The organism is Pseudomonas sp. UTLPPB19802, from assembly GCF_059730225.1.
The window spans coordinates 446,772-461,081 of sequence record NZ_AP048545.1 but is presented as its reverse complement, the minus strand read 5'-3'; the positions used below and the strand labels follow the sequence as shown (position 1 = coordinate 461,081).

Sequence of the window (14,310 nt, the reverse complement as noted above, 5' to 3'; positions counted from 1 at the left end):
AAAAAGCGGGAGAAGCTAGAAGAAGGTCACGTCGTCACCGGTTGCCACCTGGGAGCGACCCTGTCGCTCCTCGTCGGTGGTGAAACGCTGGCGCTGGCGTTCGAGCCAGGCGGACGGATCGTTGAGGCTGGCGTCCTGCTGGCGGATGGCCTCGAGCAGGTGGGCGAGGTCGGCCTGGACGTGGTCGAGCATCTGGTCGGCGCGGTCCTGGAACTGCAGGTTGACCATGATCGCCTGGATATCGGCCTGGGTGTCCCGGGCATCGCGCTGCAGGACGCGGGAGGCGTCGGTGAGTTCGCCGAGGTTGTCGCCCAGGCGCGCCATGACCTGGGTCACGGCGTGATTGAGGAAGTCCAGGTTGGCCTTTTCACTGCTGCCCAGTTCGGCGGCGGCGGTGATGGTGGTCTGGATCGCGTGGTTGATCTCGCCGACCTTGGTGTCCATGCCCTGGCCGGTTTCGGCGGAGAGAGTGGAGAGCTTGCGCACTTCGTCGGCGACCACCGAGAAGCCGCGACCGTAGTCGCCGGCGCGAGCGGCTTCGATGGCGGCATTGAGGGCCAGCAGGTTGGTCTGGTTGGCGATTTCCTGGACGCGCTTGGCCATCTGCTGCAGTTGGCTGGCGTAGTCGCCCAGGTGGCTGATGGTTTCGAGCAGTTCGCCCTGGCGCTGGCTGCTGGCTTCGAAGGATTGGGTCACTTCATGCAGGCGCTGGTTGGCGTCGCGCAGGCTTTCCCCGACGCCGCCACTACCCAGGATATTTTCGGAGCTGTGCAGGCCGCCTTCGAGGCGCGCGGCGATGTTGGCGAAGCGCTCGAACAGCTCGCTGATATTCGATTGCAGCAGTTGGCGGCTTTGGCCGATGCCATCGTTCCAGGCCGGGGCGACTACCGGCAGCAGCGTGTGCAGTTCGCCCTGAGCGGTGACGATATCAGGTTGTGGCGTAAGGGTGCCGGGTGCGGGATTGTTCGACGGTTTGACAATCCGCAGGGCGAGAGCGGCGAGCGCGATCAGTATCAGTCCGGCGCCGTTGAGCAGGGGTTGGGCCAGGAAAAGCCCACTGGCGCTTAGCGCGATCCCTAACCAGACTCCCAGATACTTCCACATCCGCTGCTTCCATTGCATGGCTCAAGTGCCGCGGATCATATCGGTAGCATATTGATATCAGTATCGGGATAACCCTTAATCCTTCTGGGCTGCAGGAAGGATTCGTCGAGTCAGGAAGGCGTTCTGAATCTGACTGGTCGGGCAGGTATTTCGGCTGTTGTGCCCTGTTGGCGCAGCCTCCTGGGATAGTGGAGAAATGGCTCCGATCCAGGCGTTCTAGGAATTAGCCTTAAGGTGTTTTGAGTGGTGTGGATGTAATTGAATGTTACAAACGTGGCCGGCGTGCGGAGTGGCCGCAAGCACAGCGGCTCCCCTGGGAGGAGAGCCGCGGTGGCCTGATCAATGGACGAACAGTGCGATAAGGATGATCACCGGGATCGGTACACCCAGAAAAAACAGCAGAAGTGAGCGCATTTTCATTCTCCTCGGGTTAGTTCAGGGGCGCGGTGCGCGTCCGGTATTCGGTGCTTTCCAGATAGACCACGTTGTCCCGTTGACGGCCACCGAAGGTCGCCGCCAGGCTGGCGAAGAAGGCGCCGATCAGCAGGGCGATGAACATCCACAAGGTGGTCCAGGCAGCGGCCTTGGCAGCCTGGTCGGCAGCCTGCTTCGCCGCGTCGACGGCCTGGCGGGCCTGGGCGTAGACCTGGTCGACACGCTGTTCGGCCTGGACCCGGCTGAGGTTGGTGCGCTGGGCCACTAACTGGGCAAGGTAGGTCCGATCCTCGACGCTCAATTGGCCGGTGCTCAGGCTGTGGGCGACGATGCGCGTGGCCGTGGCATGGGCCGCGTCCTCGCTTACCGCTGCCGGACGATCGTCGCGGAACAGCAGATCGATGTAGTAGTCGGAGCTGCGATCCTGACGGCCATCGACGCCACTCGCCGCGCCTGCGGCCACGGTCGCCCCGGCCTTGACGCCACCACCGACGATGCCGCTGACGGAACCGGCCACCAATGCGACCATGAGCAGGGTTGCCACGGCCCAGGCGAGGAAACCGTGGGCGGTATCGCGGAAGTAGACCTCGTCACCGTGCACATTGGCCCACTTCACCCGCAGGCGGCCGGCCAGGTAACCGCCCATGCCCGAGGCAAGGATCTGCGTCAGCGCCAGCCAGATGATGGCCCAGATACCCAGGCCCTTGGCACTGAGGCCTTCGCCCGACCAGGGTGAGATAGCGGAAAAGCCCAGCCCGGAACCGAGCATGAGCAGCAGGAAGGAAAGTGCGGCGGCGGCGGCCGCGCCAGCGAAGATCGCCGCCCAGGACACTCCCGAGTGGTTCGACGAATCTTGCAGTGCGCCCGGATGGACTTCGGCGTTCCCGATCATTGTTATCGTGCTCCATAGGTGAGAGACGTGCAGCCTTCACAGAGGAGATAGCAGTGGTTGTGCCAATCCTGCCTTCAAAAAATTGTCTTTTATTTCAGTAGGTTGGATATTGGTTGCAATCTGAGGCTCATGCAATCTGCATGGTCGGGCGGCTTTATGGCGGGTTTTCTGCACTGGCCGGTGGGTATGACCAGGGGAATGCCGTTGCGGCATTCCCCTTTTCAGCTTTCTCAGTGGCGCCAGTGGCGACCGTGCTTGCGATGGCCATAGGCGTGGCCACGGCCACGATGGCTGTCGCGGTAATGGCGATCCTCGCGGTCGCTGGAGTTGCCCATGTAGTTGCCCAATGCGCCGCCCGCGCCGCCGCCCGCTGCGGCTCCGATCAGGCTGCCGGTGCTGCCGCCCATGCTGCGGCCGATCACGTTGCCGCCGGCCGCGCCCAGTGCGCCGCCGATCGCTGCTTCGCCGCGGCTGCGCTTGTCCGCGCCGACCGCACTGCCGCCTGCGCCGCCCAGGGCCGCGCCAATGGTCGAGCCGGTGTTGCCGCCCAGCGACTGGCCGACCGCTGAACCGAGCACGCCGCCCAAGGCACCGCCGATACCGGCTTCGGTGGTACCGCCGGCGCAAGCCAGGCCGCTGGCCAGGCTCAGGGACAACAAGAGAATCGACGAGAACTTCATGTGAGAGGAGCCTCCTAGGGATGACGGCGCGATCCTGAGGCTTGTGACGGCGTGCTTACAACGGAAATCCGACGAATAACACGACTTGTATACAAAATCATAACTTACTGATTTTGCAAGGGAACTTAGTCTATTTTCGGCAGTCTGACGCTACTTGAACCCGATCATTTTGCGCCTTGCGCGCTCGCTGGAAGAGGCTGTCGCCGCCTCCGGAACGTTGACTCGTGCCGACGTTTTTCCATCTTTTGGAACGAACCCTGCCGGTTGCCCGGACGAACGCCTTGAGCTGGCATCCGGACTCACTGCCGGAGCGCCTCTCGCAAGGCGCCCCGGAATGGGCTGAATCAGCTTGCCTGAGCCAGGATCAGGCCGTTCTCGCTGGCCATTTCCAGGCAGATCGCAACGAACTTGGAGGTAGGGGTGTGGCTGCCGTCGCCGACGCTTTCCAGCGGCACCAGCGGGTTGACTTCCGGATAGTAGGCAGCGGCCTGGCCGGCAGGGATGTCGAAGGCCAGCAGGGTGAAGCCCTTGACCCGACGCTCGCGGCCGTCTTCCCACAACGACACGATGTCGACCTTCTGCCCTGGCTTGAAGCCCAGGCGGATGATGTCCGCTTCGTTGACGAACAGCACTTCACGCTGGCCCTTGACCCCACGATAACGGTCGTCGAGACCATAGATGGTGGTATTGTACTGGTCGTGGGAGCGCATCGACTGCAGGATCAGGTCCGGTTTCTTGCCGGTGGCGTGGGTCAGTTCGTGGATCAGGTCGCTCGGCAGGCTGTTGGAGCGGAAGTTCGCCCGGCCCGAGGCGGTGTTCCAGCGACGGGCGCCGGCGGTGTTGCCCAGGTAGAAACCGCCCGGATGTTCGAGGCGCTGGTTGAAGTCCTTGAAGCCGGGAATGGTGTCGGCGATCAGGTCGCGGATACGGTTGTAGTCGCCCACCAGCCAGTTCCAGTCCACCGGATGCGAACCGAGGGTCGCGGCGGCGATGCCGGCGATGATCGCCGGTTCCGAGCGCATGTGCTTCGACAGCGGCTGCAATTGGCCGTTGGAGGCATGGACCATGCTGAACGAGTCTTCCACGGTCACGGCCTGGGTGCCTTCGGCCTGCAGGTCGATGTCGGTGCGGCCCAGGCACGGCAGGATCAGCGCTTCCTTGCCGTGGGTCAGGTGGCTGCGGTTGAGCTTGGTGCTGATTTGCACGGTCAGGTCGCAATTGCGCAGCGCTTCGAAGGTCCTTGGGCTGTCCGGGGTGGCCTGGGCAAAGTTGCCGCCCAGGCCGATGAACACCTTGGCGCGGCCGTCGAGCATGGCGTGGATGGCTTCGACCACGTTATGGCCGTTGCTGCGCGGTACCTTGAACTGGAAGCGGCGTTCCAGGGCGTCGAGCAATGCCACCGGTGGGCGTTCGTTGATGCCCATGGTGCGGTCGCCCTGCACGTTACTGTGGCCGCGTACCGGGCACAGGCCAGCGCCTGGACGGCCGATGTTGCCGCGCAGCAGCATCAGGTTGGCAATTTCCTGGATGGTCGCCACCGAGTGGCGGTGCTGGGTGATGCCCATGGCCCAGCACATGATGACGTTCTTGCCCTTGACGTACATCCGCGCCGCCTGCTCGATCTCCACCAGGGTCAGGCCCGATTGCGCGACGATCTGCTCCCACGGGGTTTCATCGATCGCGGCCAGGTAGTCGAGCACACTGACGGTGTGTTCGTTGAGGAAGTCATGGTCGAACACCGACGGTTCGTTGGCCGCCTGGGCATCACGCTCCCATTGCAGCAGGAACTTGGCCATGCCGCGCATCAGGGCCATGTCGCCGCCCAAGGCCGGACGGAAGTAGGCGGTGTTGGTCGGCTTGTCGCCGTTGGTGAGCATTTCCAGCGGGTGCTGTGGATGCTGGAACCGTTCCAGGCCACGCTCCTTGAGCGGGTTGACGCAAACCACCTGGGCGCCACGCTTCACGGCTTCACGCAGTGGCTCGAGCATCCGCGGGTGGTTGGTGCCGGGGTTCTGGCCCCAGACGAAAATCGCGTCGGCGTGTTCGAAGTCGTCGAAGGTCACGGTGCCCTTGCCGACCCCGACGCTTTGCGCCAGGGCCACGCCGCTGGCCTCGTGGCACATGTTCGAGCAGTCGGGGAAGTTGTTGGTGCCGAAGGCGCGGACGAACAACTGGTACAGGTACGCCGCCTCGTTGCTGGCCCGGCCCGAGGTGTAGAACTCGGCCTGGTCGGGGCTGGTGAGGTTCAGCAGGTGCTTGGCGATCAGCGCGAAGGCCGCGTCCCAGCTGATGGGCTTGTAGCGGTCGGTGGTCGGGTCGTAGCTCATCGGCTCGGTCAGGCGGCCCTGGTACTCGAGCCAGTAGTCGGACTGCTCGAACAGCGAGCTGACGCTGTGCTTGGCGAAGAACGCGGCATCCACCCGGCGCTTGGTGGCTTCCCAGTTGACCGCCTTGGCGCCGTTTTCGCAGAACTTGACCATGCCGCTTTCCGGCGAGTCGCCCCAGGCGCAGCCCGGGCAGTCGAAACCGCCGTTCTGGTTGGTCTTGAGCATCATGCGGATGTTTTTCAGCGCGTTGTCGCTGGTCAACCAGGCCTGGGCGACGCTGATCAATGCGCCCCAGCCACCCGCCGCGCCCTTGTAGGGCTTGTAGCGTGGGGTCGGGGTCTGGTCGGCTTGATTATGATTGCTCACGCGGGATTCTCCATCGCAGGGCTATAGACCCGCGGCGCACTTTTCTGCGGCAGGTGAATGAGATTGAGGTGGTGCCGGCGTGCCCATTGCAGGGCCAGGCCGGTGGGGGACGACAGGCTCACCAGGGTCTGGATGCCGGCCCGCAGGACTTTCTGGATCAATTCGAGACTGCAGCGGCTGGTGACGATGGCCACGCCGCCGGCGGTCGGGATCTGTTGGCGGATCAGCGCACCGATCAGCTTGTCGAGGGCGTTGTGCCGGCCGATGTCTTCGCGGCCCAGCAACAGTTCGCCCTGGTCGTTCATGAACACGGCGGCGTGCACCGCTCCGCAGTATTGTCCCAGCGGCTGGAAGGCGCTGATGCGCTGGCGCAGGTTGTCGAGCCAGGCGGCCGGCGGCAGTGGCGCGCCGGGCAGCACGGCCAGTTCGGGAAGGGCCTGTTCCAGGGCTTCCACACCGCACAGGCCGCAGCCACTGGTGCCGGCCAGTTGTCGGCGCTGCTGCTTGAGGTTCCAGAACGCGCGGCTGGATATCTCCACTTCGGCGTAGTGCGCCGAGCCGTTGCTGGTGAGCTTCAGGTCGTAGAGTTCGGAGGCGTCATGGATGATGCCGCTGCCGATGCTGAAACCGACGATAAAGTCTTCCAGGTCGGTGGGCGTGACCAGCATCACGGCCTGGCTGATGCCGTTGTAGGCAATGGCCAGCGCGACTTCTTCGGCGAGGGCGGTCTCAACGGCTTCGTGGTGGTCGAGGTCGCTGTACTGGTAGCTCTGGCTGGCGGCTGGCGCAGCTGCCGCGGTGGCAGGAAGCGCGCAGCCGACGGGCTTGGCGTGCATGGGGCATTACCGGCGGAATATCCAGTGCTAAGACTAGGCGTGACAAAAGGTCACGTCTAATCGCTAGTACTGATCTACCGATAGATGACGTCGATCAATGTCCGGCCGGCGATTTTTGATAGAGCGCGAAACAGGCTTCGGCCAGGGCCGAACGCGGTGCTCCACGGCGCATGATCAGGCCCAGGTTGGCCAGGGTCCGGGCATTTTCGATAGGTTGCAGGCTCAGGTGGTCGGTCAGGGTTTCGAGGCCGCTGTTCAACGGCATGATCGCGCAGCACAGGCCGCCATTCACGGCCTGCAGCAACTGATGAACGGCGTCGGTCTGCAGCAGCGGCTGTGGGTTCAGGCCGCGGCTGTGGAAGTTGTGGTCGATGGACTGGCGAAAATGCATGCCGCTGGTGAGCATGCCCAGGGGAAGTTCGATCAGTGCTTCCCAGCTCAGCGGCTGTTCGCCGAACTGGAAGAAACGCTGGTCGTAGAGCAGGCCCATGGCGGTCTCGCTCAGGGGCAGGGCGTCGAAGCGCTCGGTGTCCAGGCGATCCAGGTAGGACACGCCGAGATCGAGACGATTGCTTGCCAGTTGTTCGAGGATCTGTTCGGAGCTGAGGGACGACAGTTCGAAGCGCAGGTCCGGGTGCTCGGCGTGCAGGCGTTGCATCAGGTGCAGCGGGTCGAAGTTCGACAGCGGTACCACGCCCAGGCGCAGGGTGCCGATCAGGTTGCCGCGGCAGGCGGCGGCCTCGGCCTGCAGCCCGTCGTAGGCGGCCAGTACGGTGCGGGCCCAGGCCAGCACCCGCTCGCCGGGGGCGGTGAAACCTTCGAAGCGTTGGCCACGGTTGACCAGTTGCAGGTCGAGCTCTTCCTCCAGGCTGCGCAGGCGCATGGACAGCGTCGGCTGGGTGATGTGGCAGCGTGCCGCCGCCTGGCCGAAGTGTCGCGTTTCGTCCAGGGCAATCAGGAATTTCAGCTGTTTGATGTCCATCGTCGCTCCACGCGCGGTTCAGCCCCGGATTCTAGCGCGGTTGGGCTACGCTGAGTCATGGGTCTGTCCGGAACCTGTCGCAGACGTGCCCGGTCCAGTGGTTCGCGTCTGGATATCACCCATCGAGGAGAAACAACCATGAGTATCTTGAGCTTCGTGAAAGAGGCCGGAGAGAAACTGCTCGACTTGCTGACCCCGGGCAATGCCAACGCTGGCGAGCAACTCAAGGAGCATATCGCCAAGGTCGGGTTGGGCAATCCGAATGTCCAGGCCACGGTGGAGGGCGACAAGGTCACGGTGACGGGAACGGCGGCCAGCCAGGAGGAGAAGGAAAAGATATTGTTGGCGCTGGGCAATATCGCCGGTGTCGGCAGCGTCGATGACCGAATCAGCGTCAGCGGGCCGGCGCTCGAGGCGGCGCGATTTGTCGTGGTGAAGCCGGGTGACACCCTGAGTGCGATCTCCAAGGCGGTCTATGGCAACGCCAACCTGTACGACAAGATCTTCAAGGCCAACCAGCCAATGTTGTCGAGCCCGGATCGGATCTATCCGGGGCAGACGCTGCGTATTCCCGAGTAACCCCGCCGTTGTAGGAGCCGGGCTTGTCGGGGCGCCGAACCGCCGCGAACCGCCATAGGCGGTCATCCGGAACCGTTTTGAATGGCCGCCGGTGGCGGTTCGCGGGCAAGCCCGGCTCCTACAAGTCAGTGATCAATTCGCGGTAGTCGCCCACCGCGGCGAACTCTTCGGTGTCCTTTGGGCCCTTGCGGCTGTCCGGCTCGCTCACTGCCAGCAGATGCGCCACGCCGAAGCGTCGGGCACTGCGCAGGATCGGCAGAGTGTCGTCGATGAACAGGCTGCGCGCCGGGTCGAAGCCGATATCGGCCTGCAGCGCGTCCCAGAACTGCGGCGACTCCTTGGCGAAACCATAGTCATGGGAACTGATCAGGCGTTCGAAGTAGGGCGCCAGTTCGATCCGCTCCAGCTTCAGTGACAGTGAATCGCGATGGGCGTTGGTGATCAGGATCACCCGCTTGCCCGCTTGGCGGATCGCTGCCAGGAAGGTGTCGGCATCCGGGCGCAGGGCGATCAGGTGGGCGGTCTCCAGTTTCAGTTCACGCACCGGCAGCTTGAGCTCCTGGCTCCAGAAGTCCAGGCAGTACCATTGCAACTGGCCGGCATTGTCCCGAAACAGCGCGCCTAGCTCCGCCTCCGCCATGCCCAGGCTGACGCCGTGCAGCTCGGCATAACGCCGGGGCAGGTGTTCCATCCAGAAGTGATTGTCGTAATGCAGGTCGAGCAGGGTGCCGTCCATGTCCAGCAGAACGGTATCGATGTCGCGCCAGGGTAATGAGGGCATGGGAAACTTCTCGACCGGTAAAAGGATATCCGACACAGACAATCGGAAAAGCCACGGTATAGTAACCCGTTAACGCCCAGGAGCCGCCATGCGCCAGAAACCTACCGTACTTGCCCGTGAAATCGTCGCCAGCAGCCGTCTGTTCCGGGTTGAACAGCTCCAGTTGCGTTTCTCCAACGGTGTCGAGCGCACCTACGAGCGGCTGGTGGGCAAGGGCACGGGCTACGGTGCGGTGATGATCGTGGCGATGCTCGACGCCGAGCATGCGGTGCTGGTCGAGGAGTATTGCGGTGGTACCGATGAGTACGAGCTGTCCTTGCCCAAGGGCCTGATCGAGCCGGGCGAAGACGTGCTGGCGGCGGCCGAGCGGGAATTGAAGGAAGAGGCCGGTTTTGGTGCCCGGCAATTGGAGCACCTGACCGAGTTGTCGTTGTCGCCGGGCTACATGAGCCAGAAGATCCAGGTGGTCCTGGCCAGCGACTTGTATGAAGAACGTCTTGAGGGTGATGAGCCCGAGCCGATGCGGGTCGACCGAGTGAACCTGCGCGAGTTGTCCGGCTTGGCGCAGAACCCGCAATTCACCGAGGGACGCGCGCTGGCGGCGTTGTACCTGGCCCGTGATCTGTTGACCCAGCGTGGAGTGTTTCAACCATGAGTGATGCGTTCGTGAATTTGCCCCATCCGTTCCTGGCCCCGGTGATCGAGCTGGCGCGCCAGGCTGGCGAGGCGATCCTGCCGTTCTGGCGCGCTGATGTCGAAGTGATGGACAAGGCCGACGCCTCGCCGGTGACGGCGGCCGACCTGGCGGCCCATCACCTGATCGTGGCCGGCCTGACGGCCTTGGCGCCGGATATTCCGGTGCTGTCCGAGGAAGACGCCGATATTCCCCAGGGTGTGCGTGCCGGCTGGCAGCGCTGGTGGCTGGTGGACCCGCTCGATGGCACCAAGGAGTTCATTTCCGGCAGTGAAGAGTTCACTGTGAACATCGCCCTGGTCGAGCAGGGCCGGGTGGTCTTCGGCGTGGTGTCGATGCCGACCAGTGGCCGCAGCTATTTCGGCGGCGCAGGCCTGGGTGCCTGGCGCGCGGACGCTGGTTTGCCGCCTGAGCCGATTCGGGTGCGTACACAACCGCCAGTTGGCAAGGCGTTCACGGTGGTGGCCAGCCGTCGGCATTCCAGCCCCGAGCAGGAGCAGTTGCTGTCCGGGTTGAGTGCGAGCCTGGGCGAGCTGGAGCTGGCGAATATCGGCAGCTCCCTGAAGTTCTGCCTGCTGGCCGAGGGTGCGGCGGATTTCTACCCGCGCCTGGCGCCGACCTCGCAGTGGGACACGGCCGCGGCCCAGGGTGTGCTGGAAGGCGCTGGTGGGGAGGTGCTGGAGTTGAGTGGCGAGCGCTTCAGCTACCCGCCGCGTGAGTCGTTGCTCAATCCGTTTTTCCTGGCCTTGCCCGAACAGGCACCGTGGCGGGCGCAGTTGCCGAAACTGACGCAAGCCTGATCTGTAGGCGTCGGGCTTGTCGGGGTGCCGAACCGCCGCGAAGCGTCATCGGCGGCCATCCGGAATTTTTTGAATGGCCGCCGGTGGCGGTTCGCGGGCAAGCCCGGCTCCTACAGGGGACGCGGTGCTGGTATGGGGTTCAGCGGTGCAGCACGTACTGGCCGCTGAAGTGTACGGCTTCGTCGTCGCTGCCGGCGTTCATCACCTGGGTTTCCAGCGTCAGCCGCGCCCGGCCGTAACGCTGGTAGGTGGCCAGGAATTTTTTCCAGACTTTCTCCTCCGGCGCCGCGCAGCGTGCCTCGGCATCGCCAGTGACCGGCAGCGGGTAGCTGATCCGGCCTTCCTGGATGACGATATGCCCGTCATCGATACCCGCCTCGCGCAGGCTCAGGTGCAGCCAGCCCCAGCCGGCCAGCACCGCGCCGCAGTACAGGCTGCCGCCGAACATGGTGCTCTTGTGGTTGACGTTGCGCTCCAGCGGCAGCCACAGGCGCAGTTGCCCGGCCTCCCAGCCGCCAACCTTGAGTCCCATCTCGCGTGTCAGGGGGATGTCGTGGTGCAGGATGGATTCCAGGTAGTGGCTGTCGCGACTCATGCAGTGACCTCAGTGATGTGATTCATTCAAGCTCTTCGCCGCCACTGTGGCTGCCGCTGTCGAAGCTCAGCCCGTGCTTGCGCAGCTTGTCGTGCAGCGTTTTGCGCGGAATGCCCAGCGCTTCGGCCAGGCTGCGCAAGGAACTGTGGGAGCGCGCCAGTTCGGCGGCGATCAGCGACTTCTCGAAGTGCTCGACTTGTTCGCTCAACCCGCCGCTGCCGCCTGCGATCTGTGCGTCGAGGTTTTCCGAGGTGCCGTTGTCCAGCGCCAGTTCCAGGCCGAGGGCGAAGCGTTCGGCGGCGTTTTGCAGCTCGCGGACGTTGCCCGGCCAGCCGTGGCGCAACAGCAGCGCCCGTTGCGCCGGTTGCAGGCTGTGGGGCGGCAGGCCATGGCGGCCGCTGGCTTCGTCGGCGAAATGCTGGAACAGCATCAATGCATCTTCACCCCGTTCGCGCAGCGGTGGAATGCGCAACGGCGCGACATTCAACCGGTAGTACAGGTCGGCGCGGAAGCGGCCCTGGTCGGCGGACTGGCGCAGGTCTTCCTTGGTCGCGGCGATGACACGGATATCCAGCGGGATCTGCTGATTGCCGCCCAGGCGCTCGACCACCCGTTCCTGCAGCAGACGCAGCAGCTTGACCTGCACGTCCAGGCTCATGCTTTCGATTTCATCGAGGAACAGCGTGCCGCCGTTGGCGAATTCGAACTTGCCGATCCGGCGTTTCTGCGCGCCGGTGAAGGCGCCCGGTTCGTGGCCGAACAGTTCGCTCTCCACCACCGACTCGGCCAGGGCACCGGCGTTGATCGCCACGAACGGACCGTTGCGACGGCCCGACAGGTCGTGCAGGGCACGGGCCACCACCTCCTTGCCGGCACCGGTTTCGCCGAGGATCAGCACGTCGGCCTTGGTCGCCGCGAGGGCGCCGATCTGTTCGCGCAGGCGTTGCATCTGTGGCGAATGGCCGAGCAGGCGGGTCGCCAGTTGCTGGCGATCGCTCAGTGCCAGGCGCAGGCTGCGGTTGTCCAGCACCAGGCGGCGCACCGCCAGGGCGCGGCGCACGCTGTCGAGCAGGGCGTCGCTGGCGAAGGGTTTTTCCAGAAAATCATAGGCGCCGGCGCGCATCGCCTGGACCGCCAGCGGCACGTCGCCGTGGCCGGTGATCAGCAACACCGGCAGTTCCGGGTCCTGGGCATGCAGTTCGTTGAGCAGTTCGATGCCGTCCATGCCGGGCATGCGGATATCGCTGACGACCACGCCCGGCCAGTCGCGCTCGATACGTCCGGCCAGGCCACGGGCCTCGGCCAGCGGCAGGATTTTCAGGCCGGCGAGATCCAGCGTCTGGCTCAGGGCCTGGCGCAGGTGGGGATCGTCGTCGATCAGCACCACCTGGATCTGGTGGTCGATATTCATACCATCGAGTCCTCGGCCGGTTGCAGGGCGACCCCGGGAGCGCCGGCGCGCATCCGCAGGGTGATCAGGGCGCCGCCTTCGCGGTGATTGGCGAACAGCAGTTCGCCACCGAAGGCGCGCATCAGCGAATCACAGATGGCCAGGCCCAGGCCAAGGCCCTGGGTGCGCGTCTTGGTGGTGTAGAACGGCTCCCCGGCGCGCCCCAGAGCTTCGAGGCAGAAGCCTGGGCCGTTGTCGCGAATCGTCAGGGTCACGCCCTCTGGCGATTCCTGGGCGCTCAGCCAGAGTTTGCGCGGCGGGGCTTTTTCGGTGAGGGCGTCGAGGGCGTTCGCCAGCAGGTTGCCGAGTACCTGGCGCAGCCGGGTTTCTCCGGCCTCGACCCACAGTGCGGCGGCCGGCAGGTCGCGGATCAGTTCGACTTCCATTGCCCGCCGACGCTTGGCCAACAGCGCCAGCGCGTCATCGAGTGCCGGCTGCAGGGCGACGCTTTCCGGGGCATGCCGGTCGCGGCGGGCGAAGGCGCGCAGGTGGGCGATGATCGAGGCCATGCGGCCGGTCAGTTCGCTGATCAGCTTGAGGTTGCCGCGGGCGTCGTCGGTACGCTGGTGGTCGAGCAGCACCTCGGCGTTTTCCGCGTAGCTGCGAATCGCCGCCAACGGCTGGTTGAGTTCGTGGCTGATGCTCGCCGACATGGTGCCCAGGGCCGAAAGCTTGCCCGCCTGGACCAGGTCGTCCTGGGCGCGGACCAGTTCCTGCTGGGCGTGCTCGCGCTCCAGCACTTCCTGCTTGAGTCGGCGGTTGAGGCCTTCCAGGTCGCTGGTCCGCTCGGCCACGCGCATTTCCAGCTCGCGGCGAGCCTTGGCCTCGAAGGCGATCCGTTCCAGGTAGTGACGCCGGCGTTGCATCATCAGGCCGAGCAGCAGCATCAGCACCAGCAAGGTGGCGCCGCCGATCGCGACCACGGTGCGCACCGGGCGGTCGATCAGCGTCCGCGGGGCGAGGATGCTGACGCTCCAGCCGGTCTCGTCGATCTGCTGGGTCTGGGTCAGCCAGGCCTTGGGGCTGATCTCCAGCGGTTGCGGGTTACGCGTCGGGTAGGGCTGGATGGCGGTGATGGCGTCACGTTCGGTGCCGTTCAGCGAGCGGGTTGCGCGAAAGCGCCAGTCCGCTCGCGAGGTCAGGATCACCACGCCGTTGTGGTCGGTGACCAGCAACTGTTCGGGGGTCTTGCCCCAGAGGCTTTCGGTGTGGTCCAGGTCGACCTTGACCACCAGCGCGCCGATGACCTTGTCACCGTCGTGTACCGCTGCGGCGAAGAAGTAGCCACGCTTGCCCGACGTGGTGCCAAGGCCGAAGAAGCGTCCGAGACGACCGGCCATGGCTTCGCTGAAATAGGGGCGGAAGGCGAAATTGCGACCGACGAAGCTGTCGTGCTTGTCCCAGTTGGAGGCGGCGAGCGTCTTGCCGCTGGTGTCCATCAGGTACATGACTTCAGCGCCGGTCTGGTTGCAGATGTCACGCAGCAGGCTGTTGGCGTTTGCCAGGCGCAGGCCCTGCTCCGGTTCGGCGAGCACGGCGCGCAGGGCCGGCAGGTCGCCGAGGATCTGCGGCAGGACTTCGTAGCGGTGCAGGGTTCCCAGCAGGTTGGCGACGTAGAGGTCGAGGGTCTGGCGGTTCTGGCTCACCAGCTCGCTGCGGTAGTAACGCTCGGCCAGATGCTCCAGGGGCCACAGCAGGGGCGCCAGGCAGAGAAACAGCAGGGCCAGGCTGCGCCAGCGGGGTCTGCGGGGAATGGGTGGGGTTGTGATCATCGAGAGCATGCGCCGGT

General features: G+C 64.8%; 13 protein-coding genes. 3 read left to right on the top strand and 10 right to left on the bottom strand.

Going from position 1 to position 14,310, the window contains the following annotated elements; translation table 11 throughout:
• Positions 1-15: 15 nt before the first annotated feature.
• The 6 genes from AC6I6U_RS02090 to AC6I6U_RS02065 form a co-directional block, all read right to left on the bottom strand.
• Positions 16-1,104, bottom strand: a complete 1,089-nt coding sequence (locus AC6I6U_RS02090) for a methyl-accepting chemotaxis protein (RefSeq protein ID WP_497880427.1) — start codon at positions 1,102-1,104, stop codon at positions 16-18.
• Between the two features lie 430 nt (positions 1,105-1,534).
• Positions 1,535-2,431, bottom strand: a complete 897-nt coding sequence (locus AC6I6U_RS02085) for a hypothetical protein (protein ID WP_497880426.1) — start codon at positions 2,429-2,431, stop codon at positions 1,535-1,537.
• A 230-nt stretch (positions 2,432-2,661) separates the two neighbouring features.
• The gene (locus AC6I6U_RS02080; protein WP_497880425.1) at positions 2,662-3,111 is read right to left on the bottom strand and encodes a glycine zipper domain-containing protein; all 450 of its coding nucleotides are present in this window, start codon (positions 3,109-3,111) and stop codon (positions 2,662-2,664) included.
• Positions 3,112-3,455: 344 nt separating this feature from the next.
• On the bottom strand, positions 3,456-5,804 hold the full coding sequence (locus AC6I6U_RS02075; protein WP_497880424.1) for an FdhF/YdeP family oxidoreductase: 2,349 nt from the start codon (positions 5,802-5,804) through the stop codon (positions 3,456-3,458).
• On the bottom strand, positions 5,801-6,640 hold the full coding sequence (gene fdhD, locus AC6I6U_RS02070) for a formate dehydrogenase accessory sulfurtransferase FdhD (RefSeq protein WP_497880423.1): 840 nt from the start codon (positions 6,638-6,640) through the stop codon (positions 5,801-5,803). Before fdhD ends, AC6I6U_RS02075 begins: the two co-directional genes overlap by 4 nt.
• 94 nt (positions 6,641-6,734) lie before the next feature.
• The gene (locus tag AC6I6U_RS02065) at positions 6,735-7,622 is read right to left on the bottom strand and encodes a LysR family transcriptional regulator (protein ID WP_497880422.1); all 888 of its coding nucleotides are present in this window, start codon (positions 7,620-7,622) and stop codon (positions 6,735-6,737) included.
• Positions 7,623-7,760: 138 nt separating this feature from the next.
• Between AC6I6U_RS02065 and lysM the strand changes: the two genes are divergently transcribed.
• Positions 7,761-8,201, top strand: coding sequence for a peptidoglycan-binding protein LysM (gene lysM / locus AC6I6U_RS02060; RefSeq protein ID WP_497880421.1), 441 nt, complete (start codon positions 7,761-7,763; stop codon positions 8,199-8,201).
• A 118-nt stretch (positions 8,202-8,319) separates the two neighbouring features.
• On the opposite strand, the gene yrfG is transcribed toward lysM, so the two are convergent.
• Positions 8,320-8,982 (bottom strand): GMP/IMP nucleotidase, encoded by a 663-nt coding sequence (gene yrfG, locus AC6I6U_RS02055; RefSeq protein ID WP_497880420.1) that lies wholly within the window; start codon positions 8,980-8,982, stop codon positions 8,320-8,322.
• Between the two features lie 88 nt (positions 8,983-9,070).
• Between yrfG and nudE the strand changes: the two genes are divergently transcribed.
• A complete protein-coding gene (nudE, locus tag AC6I6U_RS02050) occupies positions 9,071-9,637 on the top strand; it encodes an ADP compounds hydrolase NudE (protein WP_497880419.1) in 567 nt (188 codons plus the stop codon).
• On the top strand, positions 9,634-10,476 hold the full coding sequence (gene cysQ / locus AC6I6U_RS02045) for a 3'(2'),5'-bisphosphate nucleotidase CysQ (protein ID WP_497880418.1): 843 nt from the start codon (positions 9,634-9,636) through the stop codon (positions 10,474-10,476). Before nudE ends, cysQ begins: the two co-directional genes overlap by 4 nt.
• Positions 10,477-10,615: 139 nt before the next feature.
• Here the strand turns inward: cysQ and AC6I6U_RS02040 are convergent, their stop codons facing one another.
• From AC6I6U_RS02040 to AC6I6U_RS02030, 3 genes are read right to left on the bottom strand one after another with little or no spacing between them, the layout of a single operon-like run.
• Positions 10,616-11,071: a YiiD C-terminal domain-containing protein gene (locus tag AC6I6U_RS02040; protein WP_497880417.1), complete on the bottom strand. Its 456-nt coding sequence runs from the start codon at positions 11,069-11,071 to the stop codon at positions 10,616-10,618.
• 22 nt (positions 11,072-11,093) lie between these two features.
• Positions 11,094-12,482 (bottom strand): sigma-54-dependent transcriptional regulator, encoded by a 1,389-nt coding sequence (locus AC6I6U_RS02035; protein WP_497880416.1) that lies wholly within the window; start codon positions 12,480-12,482, stop codon positions 11,094-11,096.
• Entirely contained in the window at positions 12,479-14,293 is a 1,815-nt protein-coding gene (locus AC6I6U_RS02030; RefSeq protein WP_497880415.1) for a sensor histidine kinase, read from the bottom strand. The genes AC6I6U_RS02035 and AC6I6U_RS02030 overlap by 4 nt, the downstream gene beginning before the upstream one ends.
• Between the last annotated feature and the right edge of the window lie 17 nt (positions 14,294-14,310).

Coding starts and splice junctions, on each gene's coding strand:
- AC6I6U_RS02090 (WP_497880427.1), bottom strand. CDS start 1,104: ATGTGGAAGTATCTGGGAGTCTGGTTAGGGATCGCGCTAAGCGCCAGT.
- AC6I6U_RS02085 (WP_497880426.1), bottom strand. CDS start 2,431: ATGATCGGGAACGCCGAAGTCCATCCGGGCGCACTGCAAGATTCGTCG.
- AC6I6U_RS02080 (WP_497880425.1), bottom strand. CDS start 3,111: ATGAAGTTCTCGTCGATTCTCTTGTTGTCCCTGAGCCTGGCCAGCGGC.
- fdhD (WP_497880423.1), bottom strand. CDS start 6,640: ATGCACGCCAAGCCCGTCGGCTGCGCGCTTCCTGCCACCGCGGCAGCT.
- AC6I6U_RS02065 (WP_497880422.1), bottom strand. CDS start 7,622: ATGGACATCAAACAGCTGAAATTCCTGATTGCCCTGGACGAAACGCGA.
- lysM (WP_497880421.1), top strand. CDS start 7,761: ATGAGTATCTTGAGCTTCGTGAAAGAGGCCGGAGAGAAACTGCTCGAC.
- yrfG (WP_497880420.1), bottom strand. CDS start 8,982: ATGCCCTCATTACCCTGGCGCGACATCGATACCGTTCTGCTGGACATG.
- nudE (WP_497880419.1), top strand. CDS start 9,071: ATGCGCCAGAAACCTACCGTACTTGCCCGTGAAATCGTCGCCAGCAGC.
- cysQ (WP_497880418.1), top strand. CDS start 9,634: ATGAGTGATGCGTTCGTGAATTTGCCCCATCCGTTCCTGGCCCCGGTG.
- AC6I6U_RS02040 (WP_497880417.1), bottom strand. CDS start 11,071: ATGAGTCGCGACAGCCACTACCTGGAATCCATCCTGCACCACGACATC.
- AC6I6U_RS02035 (WP_497880416.1), bottom strand. CDS start 12,482: ATGAATATCGACCACCAGATCCAGGTGGTGCTGATCGACGACGATCCC.
- AC6I6U_RS02030 (WP_497880415.1), bottom strand. CDS start 14,293: ATGATCACAACCCCACCCATTCCCCGCAGACCCCGCTGGCGCAGCCTG.